The organism is Thermocatellispora tengchongensis (genome assembly GCF_014202315.1).
Classification (GTDB): domain Bacteria; phylum Actinomycetota; class Actinomycetes; order Streptosporangiales; family Streptosporangiaceae; genus Thermocatellispora; species Thermocatellispora tengchongensis.
In genome coordinates, this window is the sequence record NZ_JACHGN010000008.1 from 329240 (window position 1) to 350952 (window position 21713).

A 21713-nucleotide genomic window follows, 5' to 3' on the forward strand; every position below is an offset into this window, starting at 1 on the left:
GCCGCCTCGGCTACGCTGCCGGACGTGGCGCAGGCAGTATGTGTGGTGGTCCGGTACCGCAAGGCGGTGACGTACGGCGTGCACGCGCTGCTCGCCGCCCTGGAGACCGCGGGGGTGGAGCACGAGCTGCGGCTCGGCACCACCCCGGAGGAGACCGCGGAGCACATCCTGGCCACCGGCGCCGGCCGGGTGCTGGTGCTGTGGTCGTTCTACTCGCCCGACGCCGAGGCCATGGCGGCCGAGCTGGCCACGGTCAGGTCGCTCAGCGGCGGCCGGGGGCTGCACATCGCGGGCGGCGTGCACGCCACCGCCGAGCCGCAGCAGGTCATCGACGCCGGCTGGGACCTCGCCGGGATCGGCGAGGGCGAGTCCACGATCATCTCCCTGGTCCGGGCGCTCCAGCGCGACGAGCCGCTCACCTCGGTCCCCGGCCTCGCGATCCGCGACGCCGACGGGGTCGCGCTGCGCACCGGGCCCGCGCCGCAGCTCCCCCTCGACGCGTTCCCCTCCTTCACCGGCCGGAACGGGCCGATCGAGATCACCCGCGGCTGCCGCTACACGTGCCGCTTCTGCCAGACGCCGTTCATGTTCGGCGGCCAGTTCCGCCACCGCTCGGTGGCCAGCGTGCGCGAGCACGTGCGCGCCATGGCCGGCCGGGGCCTGCGCGACGTCCGGTTCATCACGCCCACCTCGCTGTCGTACGGCTCGCCGGGGCCCGACCCCGATCTCGGCGCGGTGGAGGAGCTGCTGGCGGGCGTGAAGGAGGAGCTGCCGCCGAACGGCCGGATCTTCTTCGGCAGCTTCCCCTCCGAGGTGCGCCCGGAGCACGTCACCCCCGAGGCCATGCGGCTGCTGAAGCGCTACGTGGCCAACGACAACCTCATCATCGGCGCCCAGTCGGGCTCCGACCGGGTGCTGGCGGCCTCCGGCCGCGGCCACGACACCTCTCCGGTGCGCGACGCCGTCAGGATCGCGGCCGAGCACGGCTTCCGGCCCAACGTCGACTTCATCTTCGGCATGCCGGGCGAGACCGAGGAGGACCAGGCCGCCTCGCTCAAGCTGGCCGCCGACCTGGCCGACCTCGGCGCCCGCATCCACACCCACACGTTCATGCCGCTCCCCGGCACTCCCTGGCGCGACGCCGAGCCCGCCTTCATCCCGCTCGCCACGATGACCGAGCTGGACCGGCTCGCGCAGCGCGGCGACGCCTACGGCCACTGGCGCAAGCAGGCCGAGCACGCCGTACGCCTGGCGGCCGCGGCCAAGGCATATCCGCGCCGCACCCCCCGCAGGCGCACCACCGGCTGAGGGGCCCGGCGGCTCCGGCTCAGTTCGCCGGCTGGGCGGCCAGTTCCCGGGCGGCGGCGATCAGCGCCTCCATGTCGAGGGGGTCGTTGTCGTCGTCGAGGCGGTCGATGAGGCGGGTGAACGCATCGACGCCGAGCAGGTGCTCCAGCACCACCAGGGCGGCCACGACGCGCAGGCCGTACGGGGTGCCGGGGTCCTCGACCTCCCGGACCGCGTCGCGCAGACGGGGGCTGACCGGTATGCCGGTGCGGACGCGGTAGCGCTCGCCGCCGATGATGATCCGCACGTGCGTCCCCCCTTCCCGGGGGGAGTGCCGCTTTCCAGCTTGGCAGACGGGACGCCCCGCCCCGCCTCCGGAACCCCCTGACGCCCACCCGTGGCGAGGAGAACTAAAGTAAGCCTTGCCTAATAGCAACAGGCTGTTGCAAGATTGCGGCCCGAGCCCGTTCCCGGCTCGCCGTACGTACTCCCCGCATGTCCTGGAGCCGAAGATGCCGCGGTTTCCCGCATTGGTCGCACGGGCCTTCGAGTCCCGTGGCGTACCGTGCACCGTAGAGAAGATCGAGGACCTCTCGCCGTCGTTCCGGCGCCTCCACCTGCGGGGTGAGGGGCTGCGCGGCCACGTGTGGACGCCGTGCCAGGTGACCTCGTTCCGGGTCACGCCCACCGAGTTCCGGCACTACACCCCCGACGCGTTCGACGCCGAGCAGGGCACGATGTCGATCCTGTTCTACCGGCACCACACCGGGGCCGAGGCCGGGCTGCCGCCCGGGGAGGCGTGGTTGTCGCGGCTGGAGACCGGCGACCGGGTCATCCCGTCGCTGCCGGCCTGCGCACGCGGCTTCCGGCCGGCCGCGGACGCGGGCGGATACCTGGTGTTCGGCGACGGCACCACGGTCGGGCTGTGGCACTCCCTCATCCAGTGGACGGGCGTACCCGTCACCGGGGCCGTGGAGGTGCCCGAAGGGGAGCGCGAGCCGGCCGGCGAGCTGCTGCCGGGCCTGGAGGTCCTGCCGGAGCGCGAGCGGCCGGGCGAGGCGCTGCTCGCCTGGGTGGAGGCGGGCGGCGCGGAGGCGGCGGGCCTCGGCGGCGAGCGGGCGGGCGCGTACCGGGCCTACCTGTCCGGGCACGGGCAGACCATCCAGCGCCTGCGCACCCTGCTGCGCGAACGCCACGGCCTGAGCCGCGCCGCCGTGTCCACCCAGCCCTACTGGGCGACGGGCAAGGCGGGCCTGTGACGGCCGCCGTCGTGCCCGCCGTGCCCGCCGTGCCCGCCGCGATCAGCGCAGGACCACGGTCTTGTGGCCGTTGAGCGCCACCCGGTTCTCGGTGTGCCACCGTACGGCGCGGGCCAGCGCCCGGCACTCCACCTCCCGGCCGCGCGCGGCGAACTCCTCGGCGGTCATCGAGTGGTCCACCCGCGTGATCTGCTGCTCGATGATCGGCCCCTCGTCCAGGTCGGCCGTGACGTAGTGCGCGGTGGCGCCGACGACCTTGACCCCGCGCGCGTGGGCCTGGTGGTAGGGGCGCGCGCCCTTGAAGCTGGGCAGCATCGAGTGGTGGATGTTGATCGCCCGGCCGTCGAGGTGCTTGCACAGCTCGGGCGAGAGGATCTGCATGTACCGGGCGAGGACCACCAGATCGATCCGCTCGTCCTGCACGATCTCCAGCAACCGGGCCTCGGCCTCGGGCTTGGTGTCCGGCGTGACCGGGATGTGCTGGAACGGCACGCCGTAGTTGCCGGCCAGCGGCGCGAGGTCGGGGTGGTTGGAGACGACGGCGGCGACGTCGATGTTCAGCTCGCCGACCGAGTCGCGGTAGAGCAGGTCGTTCAGGCAGTGCCCGAACCTGCTCACCATGATCAGCACGCGCTGTCTCTCGTGGGCGTCCACCAGGCGCCAGGTCATCCCGAACCGCGAGGCGACCTGCTCGAAGTCGCGGCGCAGATCGGGCACGGACAGCGCCTGCCCGTCGGCGTGGGCGAACTGCACCCGCATGAAGAAGGTGCTGCTGTCGGGGTCGTCGAACTGCTGGCTCTGCACGATGGTGCACCACCGGTCGGCGAGGAAGCCGGCGACGGCGTACACGATGCCCGGGGTGTCCGGGCAGGACAACATCAGGACGCACTGTCCGGTCATGAGCGCTCCAGGCTGGTGAGAAGGGAGGCCGGGTGCCGCCCGGCGGTGTCCGGCCCGGCGACGGTCGCGATCGGCTCGTCGATGACCTGGCCGCTCAACGGGCCCGCTCCAGCATCCGGCGCCGCCAGGACTCGGTTTTGTCCAGCTCGTTGAAGGTGAAGAAGTGGAAGCCCGCCAGAGGGCCGCCGGGCTCGGCGACGTGCGGGGCCAGGCGCTCCACCAGCCGGTTCGGGCTGTAGCCGCCCGGGAGGAAGAAGCGCCACAGCAGGTTCTGCTGCTTGTTCAGGAAGCGGGCCGACTGGCCGAGGCCGAGACCGGCGGAGATGCGGATCAGCTTCTGCCGGGTGACGGCTCCCGGCAGGCCGACCCGTACCGGCAGGTCCACGCCGCGCTCCCTGAGCCGCCCGGCCCAGGCGATCGTGGTCGCGGCGTCGAAGCAGAGCTGGGTGATGACGTGCGTGGCGTACCTGGACTTCTGCTCGATGGCACGGTCGATCAGCTCCCGGCCGATGCTGCCGTGCCCCTCCGGGTAGCCGCCGATCCCGATCCGGCGGAAGTGGTGCCCCGCCGCGTGCAGCGCCTCCAGGAGCGAGAGGGCGTCGGGGAAGGCCCCCGCGGGTTCGGGGGCGTCGCCGCCGATGACGAAGACCTCCTCGACGCCGGCCTCCCTGAGCCGGGCGACGATGTCGGTGAGCTGTTGCTTGTCCCTGACCAGGCGGGCCGCGAGATGGGGGGCGGCCGAGTAGCCGTGGCCGGTCAGCCGTACGGCGAGGTCGATGGTCGGCGCGAGCCCCTTGGCCTCGGTCGTGGTGATCGTCAGCGGGACGGTGCGCGGGACGTGGGCGAGGACCGACTCCTCGGTGTTCCTGAACGGCAGCACCTCGTAGCTGATGGCGTGCAACGCCTGCCCGAGCGCGCGCCGGCGGCCGATCGCTCCGGCCGGACTGTGAGATGGCATGGGGGACGGGACCTTTCATCGAGGCAGGCAGCCCGCGACCGCCCGTGCGCCTGGGGCGGTCGCGATGCGTGTACGTCGGAAGTCCGGGCCGGATGCCGGGCATCGGGCCCCTCCTCGACCGACACTAAAGATCGGCGAGGTCCCGGAAACGACGCGGATGACGGCACCTGCGCCCGCGCCCGTCCCGCCCGGGGCGCGACAAGTGACGTAGGTCAAACCTCCTGCGGATGGACGGCCAGCGCCTCGACCGTGACGTCCATCCACGGGAACTGCGGCAGCGACGCCAGCGCGTCGTGCAGGGCGGTGGCGTCGGGGGCCTCCCACAGGCCGACGACCGCGCGCCGGCCCGGCACCCGCCACAGCCGCTTCAGCAGCCCGTCCTCGCGCAGCCGCATGGCCCGCGCCCGCTCGGCCTCCCGCAGCCGCTTGCGCTCCTCCTCGCCCATGGTGTCCGGCAGGCGGGTCTCGAAGCGGACCAGGAACTCCATCGCGGTCTCTCCCGTGTGGTCGTCGGCGGATCGGTTTCGACCGTAGGGTTTCGGCGCCGTGACGTGATGGGACGCCGCGCCCCCGCCGCCGCGTCTCCTGCGGAGGGCCCGACTACGTCAAATGTCCTATTCTGTCCGGGCATCGGGGCCGAAGTAGTGCCGTCGCGGGGGAACGGCGGCATGATAGGGGCGGTGGCGTCGCGTACGCGCGCAGGGACGACGCGACGTGCCTTTCCCCCCGATCCCCCCGAGGAGGACGCCGGCAATGGTGCGTGACGCCGGGATGGAGCGTGCGCGCCGCTTCGACGCGGGCACGCTGCTGGAACGCACGCCCGACGGGCTCGCGGTGATCGACCCCGACGGCCGCTTCGTCCAGGCGAACCCGGCGGCGTTGTCGCTGTGCGGGCTCGACGCGGCCGGCGTCGCCGGCGCCCCGTCGCCGTTCCCGCGCCGCGGCTCCGGCGAGGCCCAGGAGGGCGTGGCGGCCGAGGCGGTCGCCGTGTGGGAGCCCCCCTCGGGGCCGCGCCGCGAGTTCGCCTACCGGGTCAGGGAGCTCACCGCCCGCGGCGACCGGATCGTGGCCTTCCGCGACGTCACCGAGAGCCGGCGGCACCAGCGCCGGCTGGCCGCCATCGCCAGCGCCGCCGGCCGGGTGGCCGCCAAACGCTCCCTGAGCAGCACCCTGGACGCCCTGGCGAAGGAGGTGCTGGAGGCCGACGCCCTGGCGGGGGTCCAGATCGTGACGGTCAACGTCACCAGGGAGCGGTTCCAGCTCATGGGCACCGCCGGGTTCGGCCAGGCGGCCGGCTTCTTCGACCTCCTCGTCGAGTGCCTGGACGCCGGCGCCGACCTGCGCATGATCGACGCGTTCACCTCCCGGCGTCCGGTGGTCGTGCCGCACCGGTACGAGATGATCATGTCCGATCCGGCCTGGAAGCCGCTGCAGGACTACATGCGGCATCCTGAGTGGGACTGGTTCGCCAGCGTCCCGCTGATGGTGCGCGGCGAGCCCGTCGGCATCCTCAACGCCTTCTACGCCCCCGGCCAGGAGATCGGCAGCACCGCACTGGACTTCCTGCTGGCGATGGCCGAGCAGGCGGCGCAGGCCGTCCACTACGCCGCCCTGCTCGAACGCGAGCGAGAGGTCGCCCGGCGCGAGGAGCGCCAGCGCCTGGCCCGCGACCTGCACGACTCCGTGGTCCAGCAGGTCTTCTCGATGGGCATGCAGGTCAAGTCGCTGGCCATGCTCTCCGGCCGCGACACCGTCGTCGACTCGGCGTACGTGATGCGCGTGGCCGAGGAGCTGGGCCACATCTCCAAGGCGGTCCTGGGCGACCTGCGGGCCATGGTGACCGACCTGCACCCCACCGCCCTCGCCGACCAGGGCCTGCCGGCCGCCCTGGCCGCGCTCGCCGAGTCCACCATGGGCCGCACCGGCTTCGACGTGCGGGTCTCGATCAGCGATCCCCGCGACGAGCTGGACGACCTGGAGACCGAGCTGCGCGAGGACGTCTACCGCGTGATCGCGGAGGCGCTGCACAACAGCGTCAAGCACTCGCACGGCTCCCGGGTCACGATCACCGTCGGGGTGACCGGCCGCGGCGCCCAGCGGCGGCTGACGGCCGAGGTCGCCGACGACGGGCGCGGCATGCCGGCGCGCACCGCCGACCCGCCCGCCGACGACGGCGGCTTCGGCATGACCGCGATGCGCGAACGCGCCGGCCGGTGGGCGGGCGAGCTGACCACCAGCTCCGATCCCGCCGGGGGGACCGTCGTCCGCCTCGTGCTCCCGCTGCCCGCCGCGCTGCCCGCCGCACCGCCCACGGCCGTGGCGCGCAGGCCCACCGCCCACGAACGACTGTCAGAGCGCCTGAGGACCCCATGACACACCTGAGGACCCCATGACCGTGCAACCCGGCACCAGCACCGGCACCAGCACCGGCACCATCGGCGTCCTGGTGGTGGACGACCACGCCGTGGTGCGGCGTGGCGTCGTCGCCTACCTGGAGGCTCTGGAGAACGTGGAGGTCGTCGGCGAGGCCGCCAACGGCCGCGACGCCATCGACTGCCTGGAATCGCTCCAGGTCCGCCGGCAGCCGCTGCCGCGGGTGGCGCTGATGGACCTGATGATGCCGAAGATGGACGGCGTGGAGGCGACCGCCGAGATCGCCCGGCGCTTCCCGGCCGTCCGCGTGGTCATCCTGACCAGCTTCGGCGAGATCGAGCGCATCCACGCCGCGCTTGAGAACGGCGCGGCCGGATACCTGCTCAAGGACGCCGGGCCGTCCGAGGTCGCCGCGGCCATCTACGCCGCCGCCAACGACGACGTCTTCCTGGACGTCACGGTGGCCCGGCGCCTGGCCCAGAAGATGCGCTCCCCGCACAGCGGCGTCGCCGCCCTGACCAGCCGCGAGCGCGACGTGCTCGTCCTGGTCGCCGAGGGCCGCTCCAACCGCGAGATCGCGGCCAAGCTGGTGATCAGCGAGCGGACGGCGCGTACGCACGTCAGCAACCTGCTCGGCAAGCTGGGGCTGCGCTCACGCACCCAGGCGGTCCTGGTCGCCATGCGCGAAGGGCTGGTCCCGCCGCCGACCTGACCCGGCTACGAGCCGGCCCGCCGCCCTGACCCGCCCAGCCAACCCGCCGACCTGACCTGCCGAGCCGGCCCGCCGCCCTGACCCGGCCACGACCTGACCCGGCTACGTCATTTGTCCTGTCCGGCGCGGGACCGGCGACCCCGTAAATGCCGTCAATTGCGTAATCCGCGGCCAGGTTTCCCCTGCGTAACATCCAGGTCAGGCCGCGATGAGCACGGCCGCCGGCATAACGGGAGAATCATCATGCCCCGCACGAGCCTCGAAGACGTTCTCAACGGCGTTCAGACCAATGTGGCGGATTATCTGCGCAATCTTCCCGCCGGGCCGAACGTCTATCCCGGCGTTCCCCCGGAGTACACGAACTGGCGCGATGAGCAGTACGCCTGGCAGCACACCTGCGTCCTGTTCAACCAGTCGTACCACATGGCGGAGCTGCTGGTCGAAGGGGGCGACGCGCTGAAACTGCTGTCCTATCTGGGGGTGAACAGCTTCGCCAGATTCCCCGTGGACAGTGCCAAGCAGTTCGTGCCGTGCACCCCCGACGGCTACGTGATCGGCGACGTCATCCTGTTCCGCCTGGCCGAGAACACCTTCAACCTGGTCGGGCGGATTCCCGCGCTGAACTGGGTGCGTTTCCACGCCGAGACCGGCGGATACGACGTCACCACGGCGCTCGACGAGCGCTCGGCGGCCCGGACCGACCCGTTCAACCGCAGGTCGTACCGGTACCAGATCCAGGGGCCGAACGCGGCCAAGGTGATCGAGAAGGCGACCGGCCGGCCCGCGCCCGAGCTGAAGTTCTTCCACATGACCACCATGACCATCGCGGGCAGGACCGTGCGCGCGCTGCGGCACGGCATGGCCGGGCAGCCCGGATACGAGCTGTTCGGGCCGTGGGCCGAGCGGGAGGAGGTGCACCAGGCGCTGGTCGAGGCCGGCGAGGAGTTCGGGATGCGCCTGGTCGGCGGCCGGGCGTACTCCTCCAACACCCTGGAGTCGGGCTGGATCCCCTCGCCCCTGCCGGCCGTCTACACCGGGGATGCGCTCAAGAGCTACCGGCAGTGGCTGCCGGCCGACGGCTACGAGGCCAACGCCTCCATCGGCGGTAGCTTCGTCTCCGAGCGCATCGAGGACTACTACCTGACGCCGTGGGACCTGGGCTACGGGGCCTTCGTGAAGTTCGACCACGACTTCATCGGCCGCGAGGCGCTGCAGGCCATGGCCGGCCGCCCGCACCGCAAGAAGGTCACGCTCGCGCTGCACAACGACGACTTCCTCAAGGCCGTCGGCTCGCAGCTCGAACGCGGCGCCCCGGCCAAGTGGTTCGAGTTCCCGTCCGCGGTCTACTCCATGCACCCGTACGACCTGGTCAAGGCGCACGGCGAGCCCGCGGGCATCTCGACCTGGATCGGCTACAGCTGGAACGAGCGCAAGATGCTGACGCTGGCCATGGTGGACGCCGAGCACGCCGAACCGGGCGCCCAGGTGACGCTGGTGTGGGGCGAGGCCGGCGGCGGCACGAGCAAGCTCACCGTCGAGGACCACGGCCAGTTCGAGATCGGCGCCACGGTGAGCCCGGTGCCCTACGCCGAGGTCGCCCGCAAGGTCTACGCCGACGGCGGCTGGCGGGCGGCGACCCCCTGAACGGCCGTCCCCGATCCCGCGAGACGAGGGAGAAGCCCATGAGCGGGCCCGACAGTCACGCCGGGGAGCCGGACCGCATACCCGACACGCCGCTCCTGGACCGGGAGCGGCAGTTGCGCGGCTACCGGATCAACAAGATGGCCATGGGGCTGGGCGACCCGGCCAACCGCGCCGCGTTCCGGGCCGACGAGCGCGCCTACCTGGACCGCTTCGGCCTGAGCGAGGAGGAGAAGGCCGCGGTGCTGGCCCGCGACTGGCGCGAGATGGTGCGCCTGGGCGGCAACCTGTTCCTCATCCTGAAGATCTCCGCGGTCGATCCGGTGCGCATCACCGAGATCGGCGCCCACCAGGCCGGCATGGAGCACGAGGCGTTCCTGCGGGACCGGCTCGGGAAGAAGGTGTGAAGACGTGGCAAGGATCGTCGGGGGACTCGGCACCTCGCACGTGCCCTCCATCGGCGCGGCGCTGGACAAGGGGCTGCGCGACACGCCCGAGTGGAAGCCGTTCTTCGACGGCTACGTGCCCGCGCGGGAGTGGGTCCGCGAGCAGCGGCCGGATGTCGCGGTCGTGGTGTTCAACGACCACTTCAACGCGCTGTTCCTGGATCGTGTCCCCACCTTCGCGGTCGGCTGCGCCGCCGAGTACCACCCCGTGGACGAGGGCTGGGGGCCGCGGGCGATCCCCCCGTTCCCGGGGGCGAGCCGCTTCGCCTGGCACCTGGCCGACACCCTGGTGGAGAACCGGTTCGACCCGGAGATCATCCAGGAGATCAAGGTGGACCACGGCCTCCAGGTGCCCATGGAGCTGTTCTGGGGGCGGCCGGCCGACGCCTGGCCGGTGAAGGTGGTGCCCATCTTCGTCAACGTGCTGCAGTACCCGATCCCGCTGCCCGCCCGCCTCTACGAGCTGGGCAAGACGCTGCGCCGGGCGATCGAGAGCTACGACGGCGACGAGAGGTTCGTCGTGCTCGGCACCGGCGGGCTGTCCCACCAGCTCCAGGGAGCCCGTGCCGGGTTCCTGAACCGGGAGGCCGACCAGCGGTTCCTGGTGGACATCGCCGAAGATCCCGACAGGCTGGCCGGCTGGAGCCGGGAGCAGTACGTCGAGACCTTCGGCGGTGAGGGGGCGGAGGTCGTCATGTGGCTGGTGATGCGCGGGGCGCTCAACCGCGAGGTCGTGGTCAGGCACCGGCACTACTTCGCCCCGGCCTCGATGACCGGGGCCGGGATGATCGTCCTGGAGGACGCCTGACGGGCGGCTCACCCTGGGCGGCTCACCCTGGGCGGCTCACCCTGGGCGGGCTCAGCCGCCCAGGGTGGCGCCCCGGGCGAGCGGGCCGACGGTGCGCGCGTAGACCGACAGCCAGCCGCAGCCGGCCGGGGGCGCCGCGGCGGGCAGGGCCGCGCGCCGTCCGGCCAGCTCGGCCTCGGGGACCTCCAGGTCGATGGTGCGGGCGTCCACGTCCACGCTGATGACGTCGCCGTCCCGCACCAGCCCGAGCGGGCCGCCGACGGCGCCCTCCGGGCTCACCTCGGCCACGACGAGGCCCTTGTTGACCAGGCCGGACATCTGCCCGTCGGTCACCACGGCGACCTCGGCGCCCAGGCCCGCGCCGTCGAGGGCGAAGACGAACGCCGAGGTCAGGCCCATGCCCGGCGACCCGCGCAGGCCCAGGCCGGTCAGCACCAGGACCTGCCCGGGGCGCACCTCGCCGTCGCGGATGGCGGCGATGCCCTCCTCCCGGGAGCGGAACACCCTGGCCGGGCCGCGGAACCGGCGCACGCCGTCGCCCGCGACCGTCTGCTTGACGACGCCGCCGCCGGGCGCCAGCGTCCCGCGGACGACGACGATGCCCGGGTGGCGGGCCAGCGGCCGTTCCAGGGGGCGGATCACCTCGGCGTCCACCGAGGTGACGGCCGCGACCAGCGCGCCGAGCGGCGGGCCGGCCACCGTGGGCCGCTCCAGGTCCAGCATCGGGGCCAGCCGGTGCAGCAGGCCGAGCGCGCCGCCCGCCGCCTCGAACTCGTCGATGCGCCGCTCGCCGTTCGGCTTCACCGCGGCCAGCAGCGGGACCCGCGGCGCCAGTTCCTCGAACAGCGCGTAGACGTCCACGTCGCAGCCGGCCTCCACCGCCACGGCCTGCAAGTGCTTGAGCGTGTTCACCGAGCCACTGATCGCCAGCATCGCGGTGACCGCGTTGCGGAACGAGCCCGGCCCCATGATGTCGCGCGGCCTGACGTCCTCGGCGACCAGTTCGACGATGCGCCGCCCGGCCGCGGCCACGGTGCGCCACATCTTCGGGCTGCCGGCGAGCACCGGGGTGCTGCCGGGCATGGCCATGCCCAGCGCCTCGGCGGCGATGTGCATGGAGTTGGCGGTGCCCATCCCGGCGCAGACGCCGGGGCCGGTGATGGCGCGCCCGCTCATCTCGGCCAGCTCGCCGGCCGTCATCCTCCCCGCGGCGACGTGGCCGGCGTGCAGGAAGACGTCCTCGAAGTCGACGCGCTCGCCCCGGAAGACCCCGGACGGCTGGTATCCGCAGGCGACGACGATCGCCGGGATGTTCAGCCGCCCGGCCGCCATCAGGTGGGCGGGCGTGGTCTTGTCACAGGACGACAGGCACACCATGCCGTCCAGCAGCGCGCCCTCGACCGCCACCTCGATGTCGTTGACGATCAGGTCCCGGCTGGGCAGGATGTACCGCCCGGCCGCGCCCGCGCTGGTGATCGCGTCGCTGGGCGCGGCCGTGCGCACCTCGAACCCGACGCCGCCGGCGTCGCGGATCGCCCGCTTCAGCGGCCCGACGATGCCGTCGAGATGGCTGAAGCAGCTCGCCAGGTCCGAGGAGGTGTTGACGATGGCGATCTTCGGCTTCTCCATGTCCTCGGGGCTCAGCCCGAGTGCCGTCCACTGGGCCCGGCGCATGGCCCACCGGGTCGTGCCCGGCTCGAAGTTGCTCCGCAGCGGTTTCATGCGGGTTCACACCTCCCGGCCGAGGTAGACCCCGGCCCGTTCGAGCCTGTCCTGCAGCGCCGCCACGTCGATGTCGCCGCACGCGACGCCGGTCTCCAGGGCCAGGCCGGCCGCGGTGCCGGCCGCCTCGCCCATGGCGAAGCACGGCCCCGTCACCCGGGCCGCCGACTGCGCGTCGTGGGTCATCGACGCGCAGCGGCCGGCCACGTAGAGATTGGCGATCCGCTCCGGCACCAGCATCCGGAACGGAAGCTGGTTGAAGCCGCGCGGGTTCTCCCCGCGCTGCCACCGGAACTCCACGGTCCCGGCCACGTGCGCCTCCACCGGCCAGCCGTTGACGCCGATCGTGTCGGGGAAGTCGGCGCAGCCGAGCACGTCGTCCTCGGTCAGCCGGTACCGGCCCAGGACGCGCCGGGTCTCCCTGATCCCGATCTGCGGCGCCAGGTCCACGATGTAGGACTCGCCGAACCCCGGGACGTTGTCGCGGATGAAGGCGAAGGCGTCCAGCACCTGCCGGCGTCCTTGCAGCTCGCCGTGGGTGAGCTGCTCCACGTCGGTGCCGTCCACGGCGCTGCCGTCGGGGTTGGCGAGCTGGGTGAGGTTGGCGCGCCACTCCAGCGGGTTGCGCTGCGGGCGGACGATCGGCTTCTTGCGCGGGAAGGAGTGCGTCCCCGCCCGCTCCGCCGCGTCCATGAGCCGCTCGACCGTACGCCACGGCCGCTCGCCGGCGGCGCGGGCGTCCACGCCGTTGATCCGGAACATCAGCGACGGGTACAGCATCCCGTCCAGGCCCGGCGACTTCTCGAACGGCGCCCCGGCCCACGCCGCCACGTCGCCGTCGCCGGAGGCGTCGATGAAGATCCGCCCGCGCACCGCGGCCCGGCCCGACTTGGACTCGATCAGCACCGCGTCGATGACGTCCTCGCCGGACATCACCACGCCGACCGCCAGGGCGTGGAAGAGCAGCCGGGCCCCCGAGCCGGCCACCAGCTCGTCCGCGGCGATCTTGTAGCTGGAGATGTCGAACGCCTGGGCCAGGATGCCGTCGTTGATCGTCAGGTGCGGCGGGGACAGCCCGTCGAGCCTGTCCAGCCGCTCCAGCAGCTCGCCGGCGAGGCCGTGGATCACCCGCCGGTGCTCGCCGTGCACCTTGGCGTGCAGCCCGCAGAAGGTGCTCAGGCCGCCCGCGGTGCCCGCGCCGCCCAGGAAGCCGTAGCGCTCCAGCAGGATCACCGAGCGCCCGGCGCGGGCGGCGGCGGCCGCGGCCATGATCCCCGCCGGGCCGCCGCCCACGACCACCACGTCGAACTCGCCGTGGACCGGGGTCGTGCGGCCGGGCTCGGTGATCGTCGCGGGGGGCGCCGCCCGTTCCGGCCGCCTCACTTCGCCGGGAGCACGATGTGGTCCAGCGTGTACGGCGTCGGCTCCAGGGCGTTGGACATGATCTGCTCCATCACCGGCAGGGGCACCAGGCAGTCGGCGCAGGCGTCCTCACCCGCCTCGATCCGGACCACCACCCGGTCCTCGCCGGTCACCGACCAGCTCAGCGTGTAGCCGTCGGAGGCCATCATGTCGCGGAAGCGAGCCAGCGCGTCGTCCAGGGCCACGCCGCCCTCCTCCGGCCTAGACATCGAGGTCTCGCACAGGGGCGATGGACGGGGTGTCGCCGCGGACCCCGAAGGTCTCGATGACGGTGGAGACACCGGCGTTGTTCGCCCCGGCGACCGCCAGTTGCAGCGCGTCCGGCGAGACCAGGGCGGGCACCCGGTCCGGGTTCTCCCCCTGGCTGGCCCGGTCGGGCATGGCGTCGGGATGGCCGTTCGGCAGCCGCCACCGGCTGTGCCGGGAGATCGCGTCCTTGCCCACCGCCGCCAGCTCGGCGCGAGTGTTCACGGCGTGCTCGTAGATGCCGCGCCGCACGTCGTCCTTGCTCCAGCCGGCGTCGCCGAAGACGCGGGCGTGCTCCGGCCCGAGGACGAGCAGCGCGCTGCTGGTCTCGTGGATGAGGGCGCCGGTGCGCCGGATGGTGCCGGCGATGTCCAGGGCGAGCTGCTCCGGCACGCTGGTGTGACGGGCCTCGATGTGCAGGCAGGACCTGATCACCATCGCGGTCACGGCGCTGTCGGCCGGGCCGAGACCGTGCTCGACGTGCAGCGGCTCCCACGGGCTCTCTTCCTCGTTCTCCGCGATGCAGGCGGAGTACTTGCCCAGCGTGCCCTGGGTGGCCTGGTCCAGCTTGTGCGGGTGGAGGCCGAAGACGTTGATCGCGGTGAGCCGGATGGCCCGGCCGATCGTGGCGTTGGCCCGGAAGCCCGAGCCGAAGACGTTGCCCTTGCTGTTCAGGCCGATCCGCTCCCGGACGGGCCCGTTCACGAGCAGCAGCGGCGCGGTGCCCGTGGTGCTCTGCCAGATCCCCTTCCTCGGGTACGGCTCCTTGGCCACGGCGTCCCAGGCGGCCAGCACCACCGGGAAGTACTCCGGCAGGCAGCCGGCCATGGCCGCGTTGATGGCGGCCAGCCGGACGGTGCACCGGCGGTTCAGGTGCGGCACCGCGAACAGCACCTCGTCCGGGTCGCGTCGGGTCCGGGCGAGGAACTCCTCCAGGTACGACTCCGTGACCGGCACCACCGGCAGGCCGTCGGTCCACTCCTGGCGGGCGTAGTACTCCATGGCGGAGCGGATCTCCGCGGCGTCGGCCATCGGAGCGTCGATGAGCGTGCTCATGTGGGTCCCCCTTTCAGGATTCGACGCCGAGGATGCGCAGCACGTCGGGCAGCACGTCCCGTACGCGCTCGCGGAGCTGCTCCGCGTCCAGGCTGGCCACCGGGTGCCGTACGGCGACGAACTCGAAGCCGGGGAAACCCTGCACCTCGGCCATGGCCCGCCCGGACACCAGGAACGAGTCCGAGACGATGCTCACGGTGGGAATGCCGGCCCGTTCCAGCAAGATCCCGTCGGCGACGGTGGCCGCGCTGCACGAGCCGCAGTCGCCGACGGCCGTCACCACCAGATCGCACTCCTTCGCGATCCGCTTGAGCATGTCCTCCTCGGCGGGCGTGCCGAAGTAGCCCTTGGTGTACATGAGGGACTTGCCCGCGCCGTAGCGGCGCTGAAGCTCTCCGGCGATCTCCGTCAGCAGCACCTCGGCGTTCGGCTTGGTGTTGTCGAGCAGGCCGATCGTGAGTCCGCGCAGGCCGGCCGGCCGCGGGGCGAGGGTGTCGTCGGCCGCCTTCTCGTCAAAGCCCGTGGGGTCGAGGAGTCTTTCTCGTCCTGTCATGTCTCCAACGTCTCCAGATCCTGCTGTCAGGGCGCTTCGTCATGGTCAGCCGGGAATGCGGCGGAAATGCGCCCGATGGATGACAAGCTCGCGCCACATCGCCACGATGACTAGCTACCTTTCCGCATAACGGAAGGGAGGATCACGAGGCCCGGGGGGCGGCGAGCGGCATGGATGTTCCGGCGATCAACCGGCCGATAGCCTGAGGCGGGCCCCGACCTGCCCGGATCGTCGTGTTTGTGGCGGTATCCGCGGTCGTGGGCGAGTGTCGCGAAAGGAGCGATGCAGATGGGGAACGAGCGCAGGTCCGTCCTTCGCCGCGCGATGCGGATCCTGGAGACCATCAAGGACGCCGCGGACGGGCTCAACCTCTCCGAGATCAGCCGCCGATCCGGCGTGCCGCTCACCACGGCCCACCGGATCGTGAGCGAGCTGCACGAGTGGGGCGCCCTGGAACGTGACGAGTCCGGCGAGTACCGGATCGGGCTGTGGCTGTGGGAGGTGGCGGCCGTCGCGCCCCGCTCCGTGGGCCTGCACCGCGTGGCGCTGCCGTTCATGCGGGACCTGTTCGAGACGACCCAGCGCGGCGTGCACCTGGCGGTGCGGGAGAAGGACCAGGTGGTGTTCGTCGAGCGCTTCCTGAGCCCGGAGACGGCCACCGACCGGACCTGGGTGGGCGCGCGCTACGAGCTGCACGCCACCGCGATCGGGCTGGTCCTGCTCGCGTACGCGCCGCCCGATCTGCAGGAGGAGGTGGTCACCGGGCCGCTGGCCGTGCCGAGCTGGCACGCCCCCGTCACCGAGCGCGAGCTGCGGCAGACGCTCGCCGAGATCCGCCGCGTGGGGTACGCGACCACCCTGATCCGCCAGGAGTACCTCTCGGTCGCCGCGCCCATCCACGGCCCCGCCGGCACGGTCGTCGCGGCGCTGTCGCTGATCCTGCCGTGCACCGAGTCGTACGGGCCGAGGCTGGCCCATCTCCAGGCCACGGCCCGGGGCGTTTCGCGCGCCCTGGGGGCCCCGCAGGGCAGAACCCGTCTCGCCCTCCCTTCCGATATGCGGAAAGGTGGGTAGTCATTCCAGCAATGTGGCGCAAGTCTCATTTCGCTCGGCCATGGCTGTGAGCCGACATGAACGGATCTAGGAGACGGATCGTGCCAATCACCCCCCACCACTCGCTCCCTCTCAGCCGCAGGTCATTCCTCAAGCGCTCCGCCCTGTCTGTGACCGTGGCCGCCGCCGGCTCCACCCTGCTCGCCGCATGCGGTTCGGACGCCCCCGGCGGCGGGAGCGGTGGCGGCGGCAAGATGACCTTCCTGAGCCCCATCCCGCTCGAAACGCTGTCGCTCGCGCCGGAGCTGCTCGCGGTCGCCGGGGGGCACTTCAACAAGCACGGCCTCGACGTCACGCTGCAGCCCACCAAGGGCACCCCCCAGGCCATGCAGACGCTGCTGTCGGGGATCGCGCCGATCACCCGCCTCGGCCAGATCGACGTCATGACCGCGATCACCGGCACCGGCCAGCCCCTGGTCAACATCGCCACGCCCTTCCGCACCTCGGCCGTGCGCTTCGTCTACAGCAAGAAGAACCACCCGCTGGAGAAGCCCGAGGACCTCGTCGGCCAGACGATGGGCGTGCCCTCCGAGGGCGGCACCAGCGACAAGGTGGTCTCGCTGGTGCTGGCCGGCGCCGGGCTCGACCCCAAGCAGACCAAGCGCCAGGTCGTCGGGCTCACCCCGGGCACGTTCAACCTCGTCCAGCAGGGACGCCTCGCCGGCTACGTGGTGAGCATCGACACCGCCAACATCGTGACCTCGCAGAACCCCGACGCCGGCGTGTTCGACCCCACCCGGTACGTCAAGTCCGACACACAGGTCTACGTCACCACCAAGGACGCCCTGAAGCAGCAGGCCGGCGACCTGCGCGCGTTCCTCGCGGGCTTGCACGACGCGATGTCGGCGATGGTCGCCGACCAGACGCTCGACGAGACGATCAAGCAGCTCCGCGGCCGGTACTCCTTCGGCACGCTGGACGACGACGCCATCGCCAAGGCGAGCCTGACCATGCTGCGCGAGAGCTGGACCGGCGGCGACCCGAGCAAGCCCCTGCTGGTCACCGAGGAGGCGGCGTGGTCCGGCTCCTACAAGGAACTGACCGACGCGGGGCTGGTCAAGGCCGGCGGCAGCCCCGCCACCTGGTTCGACAACAGCCTGCTGCCCACGTCCTGACCCGGGCGGGATTCGGCGGGACGGATCGGCGGAACGGATCTATGGGAAAGTTCGACGGGAGGAGCCGGATGGCCGCGGACAGCGCCGAGATGGTGGAGCGGACCGCAGGAGCCCGGCAGGCCGGACCACCGGAGGGAGCCTCCGGGCCGGCCAAGCTGGAGCTGATCGGCATCGGGAAGGAGTTCCACACCAAGCGCGCGCACACCCAAGCCCTGTCCGGCATCGACCTGACCATCAGGGACGGCGAGTTCGTCTCGGTGATCGGGCGGTCGGGATGCGGCAAGACCACGCTGCTGCGCATGCTCGCCGGGCTGCTCAGCCCGTCCACCGGCCAGATCCTCATCGAGGGCAGGTCGCTGTGGAACGGCGCCAGGGTGGACACCTCGGTCGTCTCGCAGCTCGGCGTGGTGTTCCAGGAGGCCAACCTGTTCCCCTGGTACTCCGTCGCCGAGAATATCGCGCTGCCGCTGCGGCTGCGCGGCGACGGCAAGGCCGAGCGGCTGGCCCGCGCGTACGAGCTCGCCGAGCTGGTCGGCCTCGGCGGGTTCGAGCGCTCCTACCCCCGCGAGCTGTCCGGTGGCATGCGCCAGCGGGTCGCCATCGCCAGGGCGCTGAGCATCCGCCCCAAGCTGCTGCTGATGGACGAGCCGTTCGGCGCGCTCGACGCGCTCACCCGGGAGCGGATGAACCTGGAACTGCAGCGCATCGCGCTGGCCACCGCCGCCACCGTCGTCTTCATCACCCACGACATCACCGAGGCCGTCTTCCTCGGCGACCGGGTGGTGCACCTGACGCCGCGCCCCGGCCGGATACGCCAGGTGAAGGCCATCGAGTTCGACCGCCCCCGGGGCATCGACGTGCAGACCGAGCCCGGCTTCGGCGCGATCGTCCGCGACCTGCGCCACGCGCTCGACGAGGACGAGGGAAGGTGAGCCCGATGAGCAGGGAACGTTCCCGGAAACTGCTGCCGTGGGTCAGCACGCCGCTGATCCTGGTGGTGTTCTTCGCCCTGTGGGAGCTGTTCGTACGCGTCTACGACGTCTCCGAGCTGGTGCTGCCGGGGCCCGCGACGGTGCTGGAGAGCCTGGTGCAGGTGGTGACCGACCCGGCGACCTGGGACCACGCCCGCGTCACCGCGACCGAGACCATCGCCGGCTTCCTGATCGCCCTGGTGTCGGGCGTGGCCGTGGGCGTCGTGCTGGGCAAGGTGCCGTGGCTGGAGCTCAGCCTCCGCCCCATGATCGTCGCCTCCCAGGTCGTGCCCAAGGTGGCGCTGATCCCGCTGTTCGTGATCTGGTTCGGGTTCGGCATGACCTCCAAGGTGATCATGGCCGCGATGCTGGCGTTCTTCCCGATCATGCTCAACGTGCAGCTCGGCGTCCGCTCGGTGGACCCCGGCCAGCGCGAGGTCATGCGCAGCCTCAACTCGACCAGATGGCAGACCTTCACCCACCTGGAGCTGAAGAGCACCATGCCGTACGTGTTCGCCGGCATGGAGGTCGGCATCGTCCTGGCGATCATCGGCACGATCGTGGGGGAGTACCTCGGCGGCAACGAGGGCCTGGGCTACCTCGTGGTGCGCACCCTCAACGAGTTGAACGCGCCCGCCCTGTTCGCCACGATCATCCTGCTGTCGGTCCTCGGCCTGCTGCTGTACTTCGTGGTCAACGGGCTGAAGCGGTTCTTCATCCCCTGGCACGAGTCGGTGTACGGCCAGCAGGACGCGAACGGCTGAGGAGCCCCGCCGCCAGGAACCGGGTAACGTCCCCATAGAGCACCATAGAGGCCGAAGAGAGGAGACCCACCCGCCCGTACGAATGCCCCGGCTCCCCCTCCCGCAGAGAACCCGCGCGCAGCGATGAGTTTTCTGTCGGTGGCCGGTCGTACCCTGTGAGCCACGTCCGGGCCGCCGGAACGTGGCCGAAGCGACACGAACCGTGAGAGGGAGCCATGAGCGGAGTACGAGTACTCGTCGGCACGCGCAAGGGGGCGTTCATCCTGACGTCCGACGGCAGACGGGAGCAGTGGGAGGTCAGCGGCCCCCACTTCGGCGGCTGGGAGATCTACCACCTCAAGGGGTCCCCGGCCGACCCGTCCCGGATCTACTGCTCGCAGTCCACGGGCTGGTTCGGGCAGCTCATCCAGCGCTCCGACGACGGCGGCGCCACCTGGACCCCGGTCGGCAACGAGTTCGCCTACGACGGCGTCCCCGGCACCCACCAGTGGTACGACGGCACTCCGCATCCGTGGGAGTTCGCCCGCGTCTGGCACCTGGAACCCTCCCTCACCGACCCCGACACCGTGTACGCCGGGGTCGAGGACGCCGCCCTGTTCCGCAGCGGCGACGGCGGGCAGACCTGGCAGGAGCTGTCCGGCCTGCGCGGCCACGGCTCGGGGCCGTCCTGGCAGCCGGGCGCGGGCGGGATGTGCCTGCACACGATCCTGCTCGACCCGCGCGATCCCGGGCGCATCCTCGTCGCGATCTCCGCCGCGGGCGCCTTCCGCAGCGACGACGCCGGCAAGACCTGGCGCCCGATCAACCGCGGGCTCGAGTCCGAGGGCATCCCCGACCCCCAGGCGGAGGTCGGCCACTGCGTGCACCACATCGCGATGCACCCCTCGCGCCCCGACGTGCTGTTCATGCAGAAGCACTGGGACGTCATGCGCAGCGACGACGGCGGCGAGTCCTGGCGCGAGATCAGCGGCGACCTGCCCACCGACTTCGGCTTCGCGATCGACGTGCACGCGCACGAGCCCGAGACGGTCTACGTCATCCCGATCAAGAGCGACTCCGAGCACTACCCGCCGGAGGGCAGGCTCCGCGTCTACCGCAGCCGCACCGGCGGCGACGAATGGGAGCCGCTGACCAAGGGCCTGCCCCAGCGCGACTGCTACGTCAACGTGCTCCGCGACGCGATGGCCGTCGACACCCTGGAGGAGTGCGGGCTGTACTTCGGCACCACCGGCGGCCAGGTGTACGCCTCCGCCGACTCCGGCGACACCTGGGCGCCCATCGTCCGCGACCTCCCCCCGGTGCTGTCAGTGGAGGTTCAAACGCTGCCATGAACACCCAGACGAGCCCCGGCCCCTGCGCCGTCCGTGTCGTCCTCCCGCCCCACCTGCGCACACTGGCCCAGGTCGGCCGCGAGGTAGAGGTCCACGTCCAGGGTCCGCCCACCCAGCGCACGGTCCTCGACGCCCTGGAGGCCCGCTACCCCATGCTGCGCGGCACCATCCGCGACCACACCACCCTCCGCAGACGCGCCTTCATCCGCTTCTACGCCTGCGAACAGGACCTGTCCCACGAGCCACCAGACGCCCCGCTACCGACGGAGGTGGCAACCGGCACCGAACCCCTGCTCGTGGTGGGCGCCATGGCCGGCGGCTGACACACACACGAGACCCGCACAACGCCATCGAACCAGCCCGCCCCCGGGGCCAGGCCATGACCGCCCCCGAGGCCGGGCCATGCCCGCGCCCGGGGCCAGGCCATGACCGCCCCCGAGGCCGGGCCATGCCCGCGCCCGGGGGGCAAGCCAAGCCCGTTCCCGGCAGGCCATGCTCGTGCCTGGGCCGGGGTTGTGCTCGTGCCTGGGCCGAGGCGTGCCTGTCCTCCCGGGCCAGGGCGTGCCCGTGTCTGACCGGGTGCCCGTGTCTGTACCGGCCCATGCCCGTCTGGGCCGGGGTGTCTGGTGTGGATCGGGGTTTCCGGACCATGTTCGTCTGGGCCGGGCCGTATTCGTGTCTGGGGCGGGGTTGTGCTCGTGCCTGCAGGGTCGTGCTTGTGCCGCCCGGGCTAGGCTGTGCCCGTGTCTGCCGGGCTGTGCCCGTGTCTGCCGGGCTGTGCCCGTGTCTGCCGGGCTATGCCCGTGTCTGCCGGGCTATGCCCGTGTCTGCCGGGCTGTGCCCGTGTACCGGCCCGTGCCCGTCTGGGCCGGCCCGTGCTCGTGTCTGGGTCGGGCTTGTGCTCGTGTCTGAGCCGGGTCGTGCCTGTCCTCCCGGGCTAGGCCGTGCCCGTGCCGTGCCCGTGCCCGTGCCTGGGCCGTGCCGTGCCCGTGCCTGGGCCGTGCCGTGCCCGTGCCTGGGCCGTGCCGTGCCCGTG

At 72.0% G+C, this 21713-nt stretch carries 22 protein-coding genes; 13 read left to right on the forward strand and 9 right to left on the reverse strand.

Features of this window, described 5'->3' with window-relative positions; translation table 11 throughout:
* Positions 1–24 precede the first annotated feature (24 nt).
* A complete protein-coding gene (locus HNP84_RS20850; protein ID WP_312925352.1) occupies positions 25–1308 on the forward strand; it encodes a TIGR04013 family B12-binding domain/radical SAM domain-containing protein in 1284 nt (427 codons plus the stop codon).
* Between the two features lie 19 nt (positions 1309–1327).
* On the opposite strand, the gene HNP84_RS20855 is transcribed toward HNP84_RS20850, so the two are convergent.
* On the reverse strand, positions 1328–1594 hold the full coding sequence (locus HNP84_RS20855) for a hypothetical protein (protein WP_185051428.1): 267 nt from the start codon (positions 1592–1594) through the stop codon (positions 1328–1330).
* A gap of 205 nt (positions 1595–1799) precedes the next feature.
* Between HNP84_RS20855 and HNP84_RS20860 the strand changes: the two genes are divergently transcribed.
* Positions 1800–2546, forward strand: a complete 747-nt coding sequence (locus HNP84_RS20860) for a siderophore-interacting protein (RefSeq protein ID WP_185051429.1) — start codon at positions 1800–1802, stop codon at positions 2544–2546.
* A 42-nt stretch (positions 2547–2588) separates the two neighbouring features.
* Here the strand turns inward: HNP84_RS20860 and purU are convergent, their stop codons facing one another.
* From purU to HNP84_RS20875, 3 genes are all read right to left on the reverse strand, one after another.
* A complete protein-coding gene (gene purU / locus HNP84_RS20865) occupies positions 2589–3446 on the reverse strand; it encodes a formyltetrahydrofolate deformylase (RefSeq protein ID WP_185051430.1) in 858 nt (285 codons plus the stop codon).
* A gap of 94 nt (positions 3447–3540) precedes the next feature.
* Entirely contained in the window at positions 3541–4404 is an 864-nt protein-coding gene (locus tag HNP84_RS20870) for a methylenetetrahydrofolate reductase (RefSeq protein ID WP_185051431.1), read from the reverse strand.
* 212 nt (positions 4405–4616) lie between these two features.
* A complete protein-coding gene (locus HNP84_RS20875) occupies positions 4617–4892 on the reverse strand; it encodes a muconolactone Delta-isomerase (RefSeq protein WP_185051432.1) in 276 nt (91 codons plus the stop codon).
* Between the two features lie 265 nt (positions 4893–5157).
* Between HNP84_RS20875 and HNP84_RS20880 the strand changes: the two genes are divergently transcribed.
* From HNP84_RS20880 to HNP84_RS20900, 5 genes are all read left to right on the forward strand, one after another.
* Positions 5158–6777, forward strand: a complete 1620-nt coding sequence (locus tag HNP84_RS20880) for an ATP-binding protein (RefSeq protein WP_221336510.1) — start codon at positions 5158–5160, stop codon at positions 6775–6777.
* Positions 6778–6793: 16 nt separating this feature from the next.
* Entirely contained in the window at positions 6794–7489 is a 696-nt protein-coding gene (locus HNP84_RS20885) for a response regulator (protein ID WP_185051433.1), read from the forward strand.
* Between the two features lie 243 nt (positions 7490–7732).
* A complete protein-coding gene (desA, locus tag HNP84_RS20890; protein WP_185051434.1) occupies positions 7733–9133 on the forward strand; it encodes a syringate O-demethylase in 1401 nt (466 codons plus the stop codon).
* A gap of 38 nt (positions 9134–9171) precedes the next feature.
* Entirely contained in the window at positions 9172–9537 is a 366-nt protein-coding gene (locus tag HNP84_RS20895; RefSeq protein WP_185051435.1) for an extradiol ring-cleavage dioxygenase, read from the forward strand.
* A 4-nt stretch (positions 9538–9541) separates the two neighbouring features.
* On the forward strand, positions 9542–10384 hold the full coding sequence (locus HNP84_RS20900; protein WP_185051436.1) for a class III extradiol dioxygenase family protein: 843 nt from the start codon (positions 9542–9544) through the stop codon (positions 10382–10384).
* 51 nt (positions 10385–10435) lie between these two features.
* On the opposite strand, the gene ilvD is transcribed toward HNP84_RS20900, so the two are convergent.
* From ilvD to HNP84_RS20925, 5 genes are read right to left on the reverse strand one after another with little or no spacing between them, the layout of a single operon-like run.
* Positions 10436–12106, reverse strand: coding sequence for a dihydroxy-acid dehydratase (gene ilvD, locus HNP84_RS20905; protein ID WP_185051437.1), 1671 nt, complete (start codon positions 12104–12106; stop codon positions 10436–10438).
* Positions 12107–12112: 6 nt separating this feature from the next.
* Positions 12113–13489, reverse strand: coding sequence for an FAD-dependent oxidoreductase (locus HNP84_RS20910; protein WP_221336511.1), 1377 nt, complete (start codon positions 13487–13489; stop codon positions 12113–12115).
* Entirely contained in the window at positions 13486–13737 is a 252-nt protein-coding gene (locus HNP84_RS20915; protein ID WP_185051438.1) for a hypothetical protein, read from the reverse strand. Before HNP84_RS20915 ends, HNP84_RS20910 begins: the two co-directional genes overlap by 4 nt.
* Positions 13730–14830, reverse strand: a complete 1101-nt coding sequence (locus HNP84_RS20920) for a hypothetical protein (protein ID WP_185051439.1) — start codon at positions 14828–14830, stop codon at positions 13730–13732. The genes HNP84_RS20915 and HNP84_RS20920 overlap by 8 nt, the downstream gene beginning before the upstream one ends.
* A 13-nt stretch (positions 14831–14843) precedes the next feature.
* The gene (locus HNP84_RS20925; protein WP_185051440.1) at positions 14844–15383 is read right to left on the reverse strand and encodes a UGSC family (seleno)protein; all 540 of its coding nucleotides are present in this window, start codon (positions 15381–15383) and stop codon (positions 14844–14846) included.
* 282 nt (positions 15384–15665) lie between these two features.
* Between HNP84_RS20925 and HNP84_RS20930 the strand changes: the two genes are divergently transcribed.
* The 6 genes from HNP84_RS20930 to HNP84_RS20955 all read left to right on the forward strand — a co-directional run bounded on the left by HNP84_RS20930 (position 15666) and on the right by HNP84_RS20955 (position 21000).
* Entirely contained in the window at positions 15666–16457 is a 792-nt protein-coding gene (locus HNP84_RS20930) for an IclR family transcriptional regulator (protein WP_221336512.1), read from the forward strand.
* Positions 16458–16537: 80 nt separating this feature from the next.
* Positions 16538–17611, forward strand: a complete 1074-nt coding sequence (locus HNP84_RS20935; RefSeq protein WP_221336513.1) for an ABC transporter substrate-binding protein — start codon at positions 16538–16540, stop codon at positions 17609–17611.
* Positions 17612–17679: 68 nt separating this feature from the next.
* Positions 17680–18543: an ABC transporter ATP-binding protein gene (locus HNP84_RS20940; protein WP_185051443.1), complete on the forward strand. Its 864-nt coding sequence runs from the start codon at positions 17680–17682 to the stop codon at positions 18541–18543.
* Positions 18544–18548: 5 nt separating this feature from the next.
* Positions 18549–19346, forward strand: coding sequence for an ABC transporter permease (locus HNP84_RS20945; protein WP_185051444.1), 798 nt, complete (start codon positions 18549–18551; stop codon positions 19344–19346).
* 215 nt (positions 19347–19561) lie between these two features.
* Positions 19562–20677: a WD40/YVTN/BNR-like repeat-containing protein gene (locus HNP84_RS20950; RefSeq protein WP_185051445.1), complete on the forward strand. Its 1116-nt coding sequence runs from the start codon at positions 19562–19564 to the stop codon at positions 20675–20677.
* Positions 20674–21000: a MoaD/ThiS family protein gene (locus HNP84_RS20955; protein WP_185051446.1), complete on the forward strand. Its 327-nt coding sequence runs from the start codon at positions 20674–20676 to the stop codon at positions 20998–21000. Before HNP84_RS20950 ends, HNP84_RS20955 begins: the two co-directional genes overlap by 4 nt.
* Positions 21001–21713 lie beyond the last annotated feature (713 nt).

Bases quoted from the DNA above. Each gene is read 5' to 3' on its own strand.
- HNP84_RS20860 (WP_185051429.1), top strand. From the start codon at position 1,800: ATGCCGCGGTTTCCCGCATTGGTCGCACGGGCCTTCGAGTCCCGTGGC.
- purU (WP_185051430.1), bottom strand. From the start codon at position 3,446: ATGACCGGACAGTGCGTCCTGATGTTGTCCTGCCCGGACACCCCGGGC.
- HNP84_RS20870 (WP_185051431.1), bottom strand. From the start codon at position 4,404: ATGCCATCTCACAGTCCGGCCGGAGCGATCGGCCGCCGGCGCGCGCTC.
- HNP84_RS20875 (WP_185051432.1), bottom strand. From the start codon at position 4,892: ATGGAGTTCCTGGTCCGCTTCGAGACCCGCCTGCCGGACACCATGGGC.
- HNP84_RS20880 (WP_221336510.1), top strand. From the start codon at position 5,158: ATGGTGCGTGACGCCGGGATGGAGCGTGCGCGCCGCTTCGACGCGGGC.
- HNP84_RS20885 (WP_185051433.1), top strand. From the start codon at position 6,794: ATGACCGTGCAACCCGGCACCAGCACCGGCACCAGCACCGGCACCATC.
- desA (WP_185051434.1), top strand. From the start codon at position 7,733: ATGCCCCGCACGAGCCTCGAAGACGTTCTCAACGGCGTTCAGACCAAT.
- HNP84_RS20895 (WP_185051435.1), top strand. From the start codon at position 9,172: ATGAGCGGGCCCGACAGTCACGCCGGGGAGCCGGACCGCATACCCGAC.
- ilvD (WP_185051437.1), bottom strand. From the start codon at position 12,106: ATGAAACCGCTGCGGAGCAACTTCGAGCCGGGCACGACCCGGTGGGCC.
- HNP84_RS20915 (WP_185051438.1), bottom strand. From the start codon at position 13,737: ATGTCTAGGCCGGAGGAGGGCGGCGTGGCCCTGGACGACGCGCTGGCT.
- HNP84_RS20920 (WP_185051439.1), bottom strand. From the start codon at position 14,830: ATGAGCACGCTCATCGACGCTCCGATGGCCGACGCCGCGGAGATCCGC.
- HNP84_RS20925 (WP_185051440.1), bottom strand. From the start codon at position 15,383: ATGACAGGACGAGAAAGACTCCTCGACCCCACGGGCTTTGACGAGAAG.
- HNP84_RS20930 (WP_221336512.1), top strand. From the start codon at position 15,666: ATGCAGATGGGGAACGAGCGCAGGTCCGTCCTTCGCCGCGCGATGCGG.
- HNP84_RS20940 (WP_185051443.1), top strand. From the start codon at position 17,680: ATGGCCGCGGACAGCGCCGAGATGGTGGAGCGGACCGCAGGAGCCCGG.
- HNP84_RS20945 (WP_185051444.1), top strand. From the start codon at position 18,549: ATGAGCAGGGAACGTTCCCGGAAACTGCTGCCGTGGGTCAGCACGCCG.
- HNP84_RS20950 (WP_185051445.1), top strand. From the start codon at position 19,562: ATGAGCGGAGTACGAGTACTCGTCGGCACGCGCAAGGGGGCGTTCATC.
- HNP84_RS20955 (WP_185051446.1), top strand. From the start codon at position 20,674: ATGAACACCCAGACGAGCCCCGGCCCCTGCGCCGTCCGTGTCGTCCTC.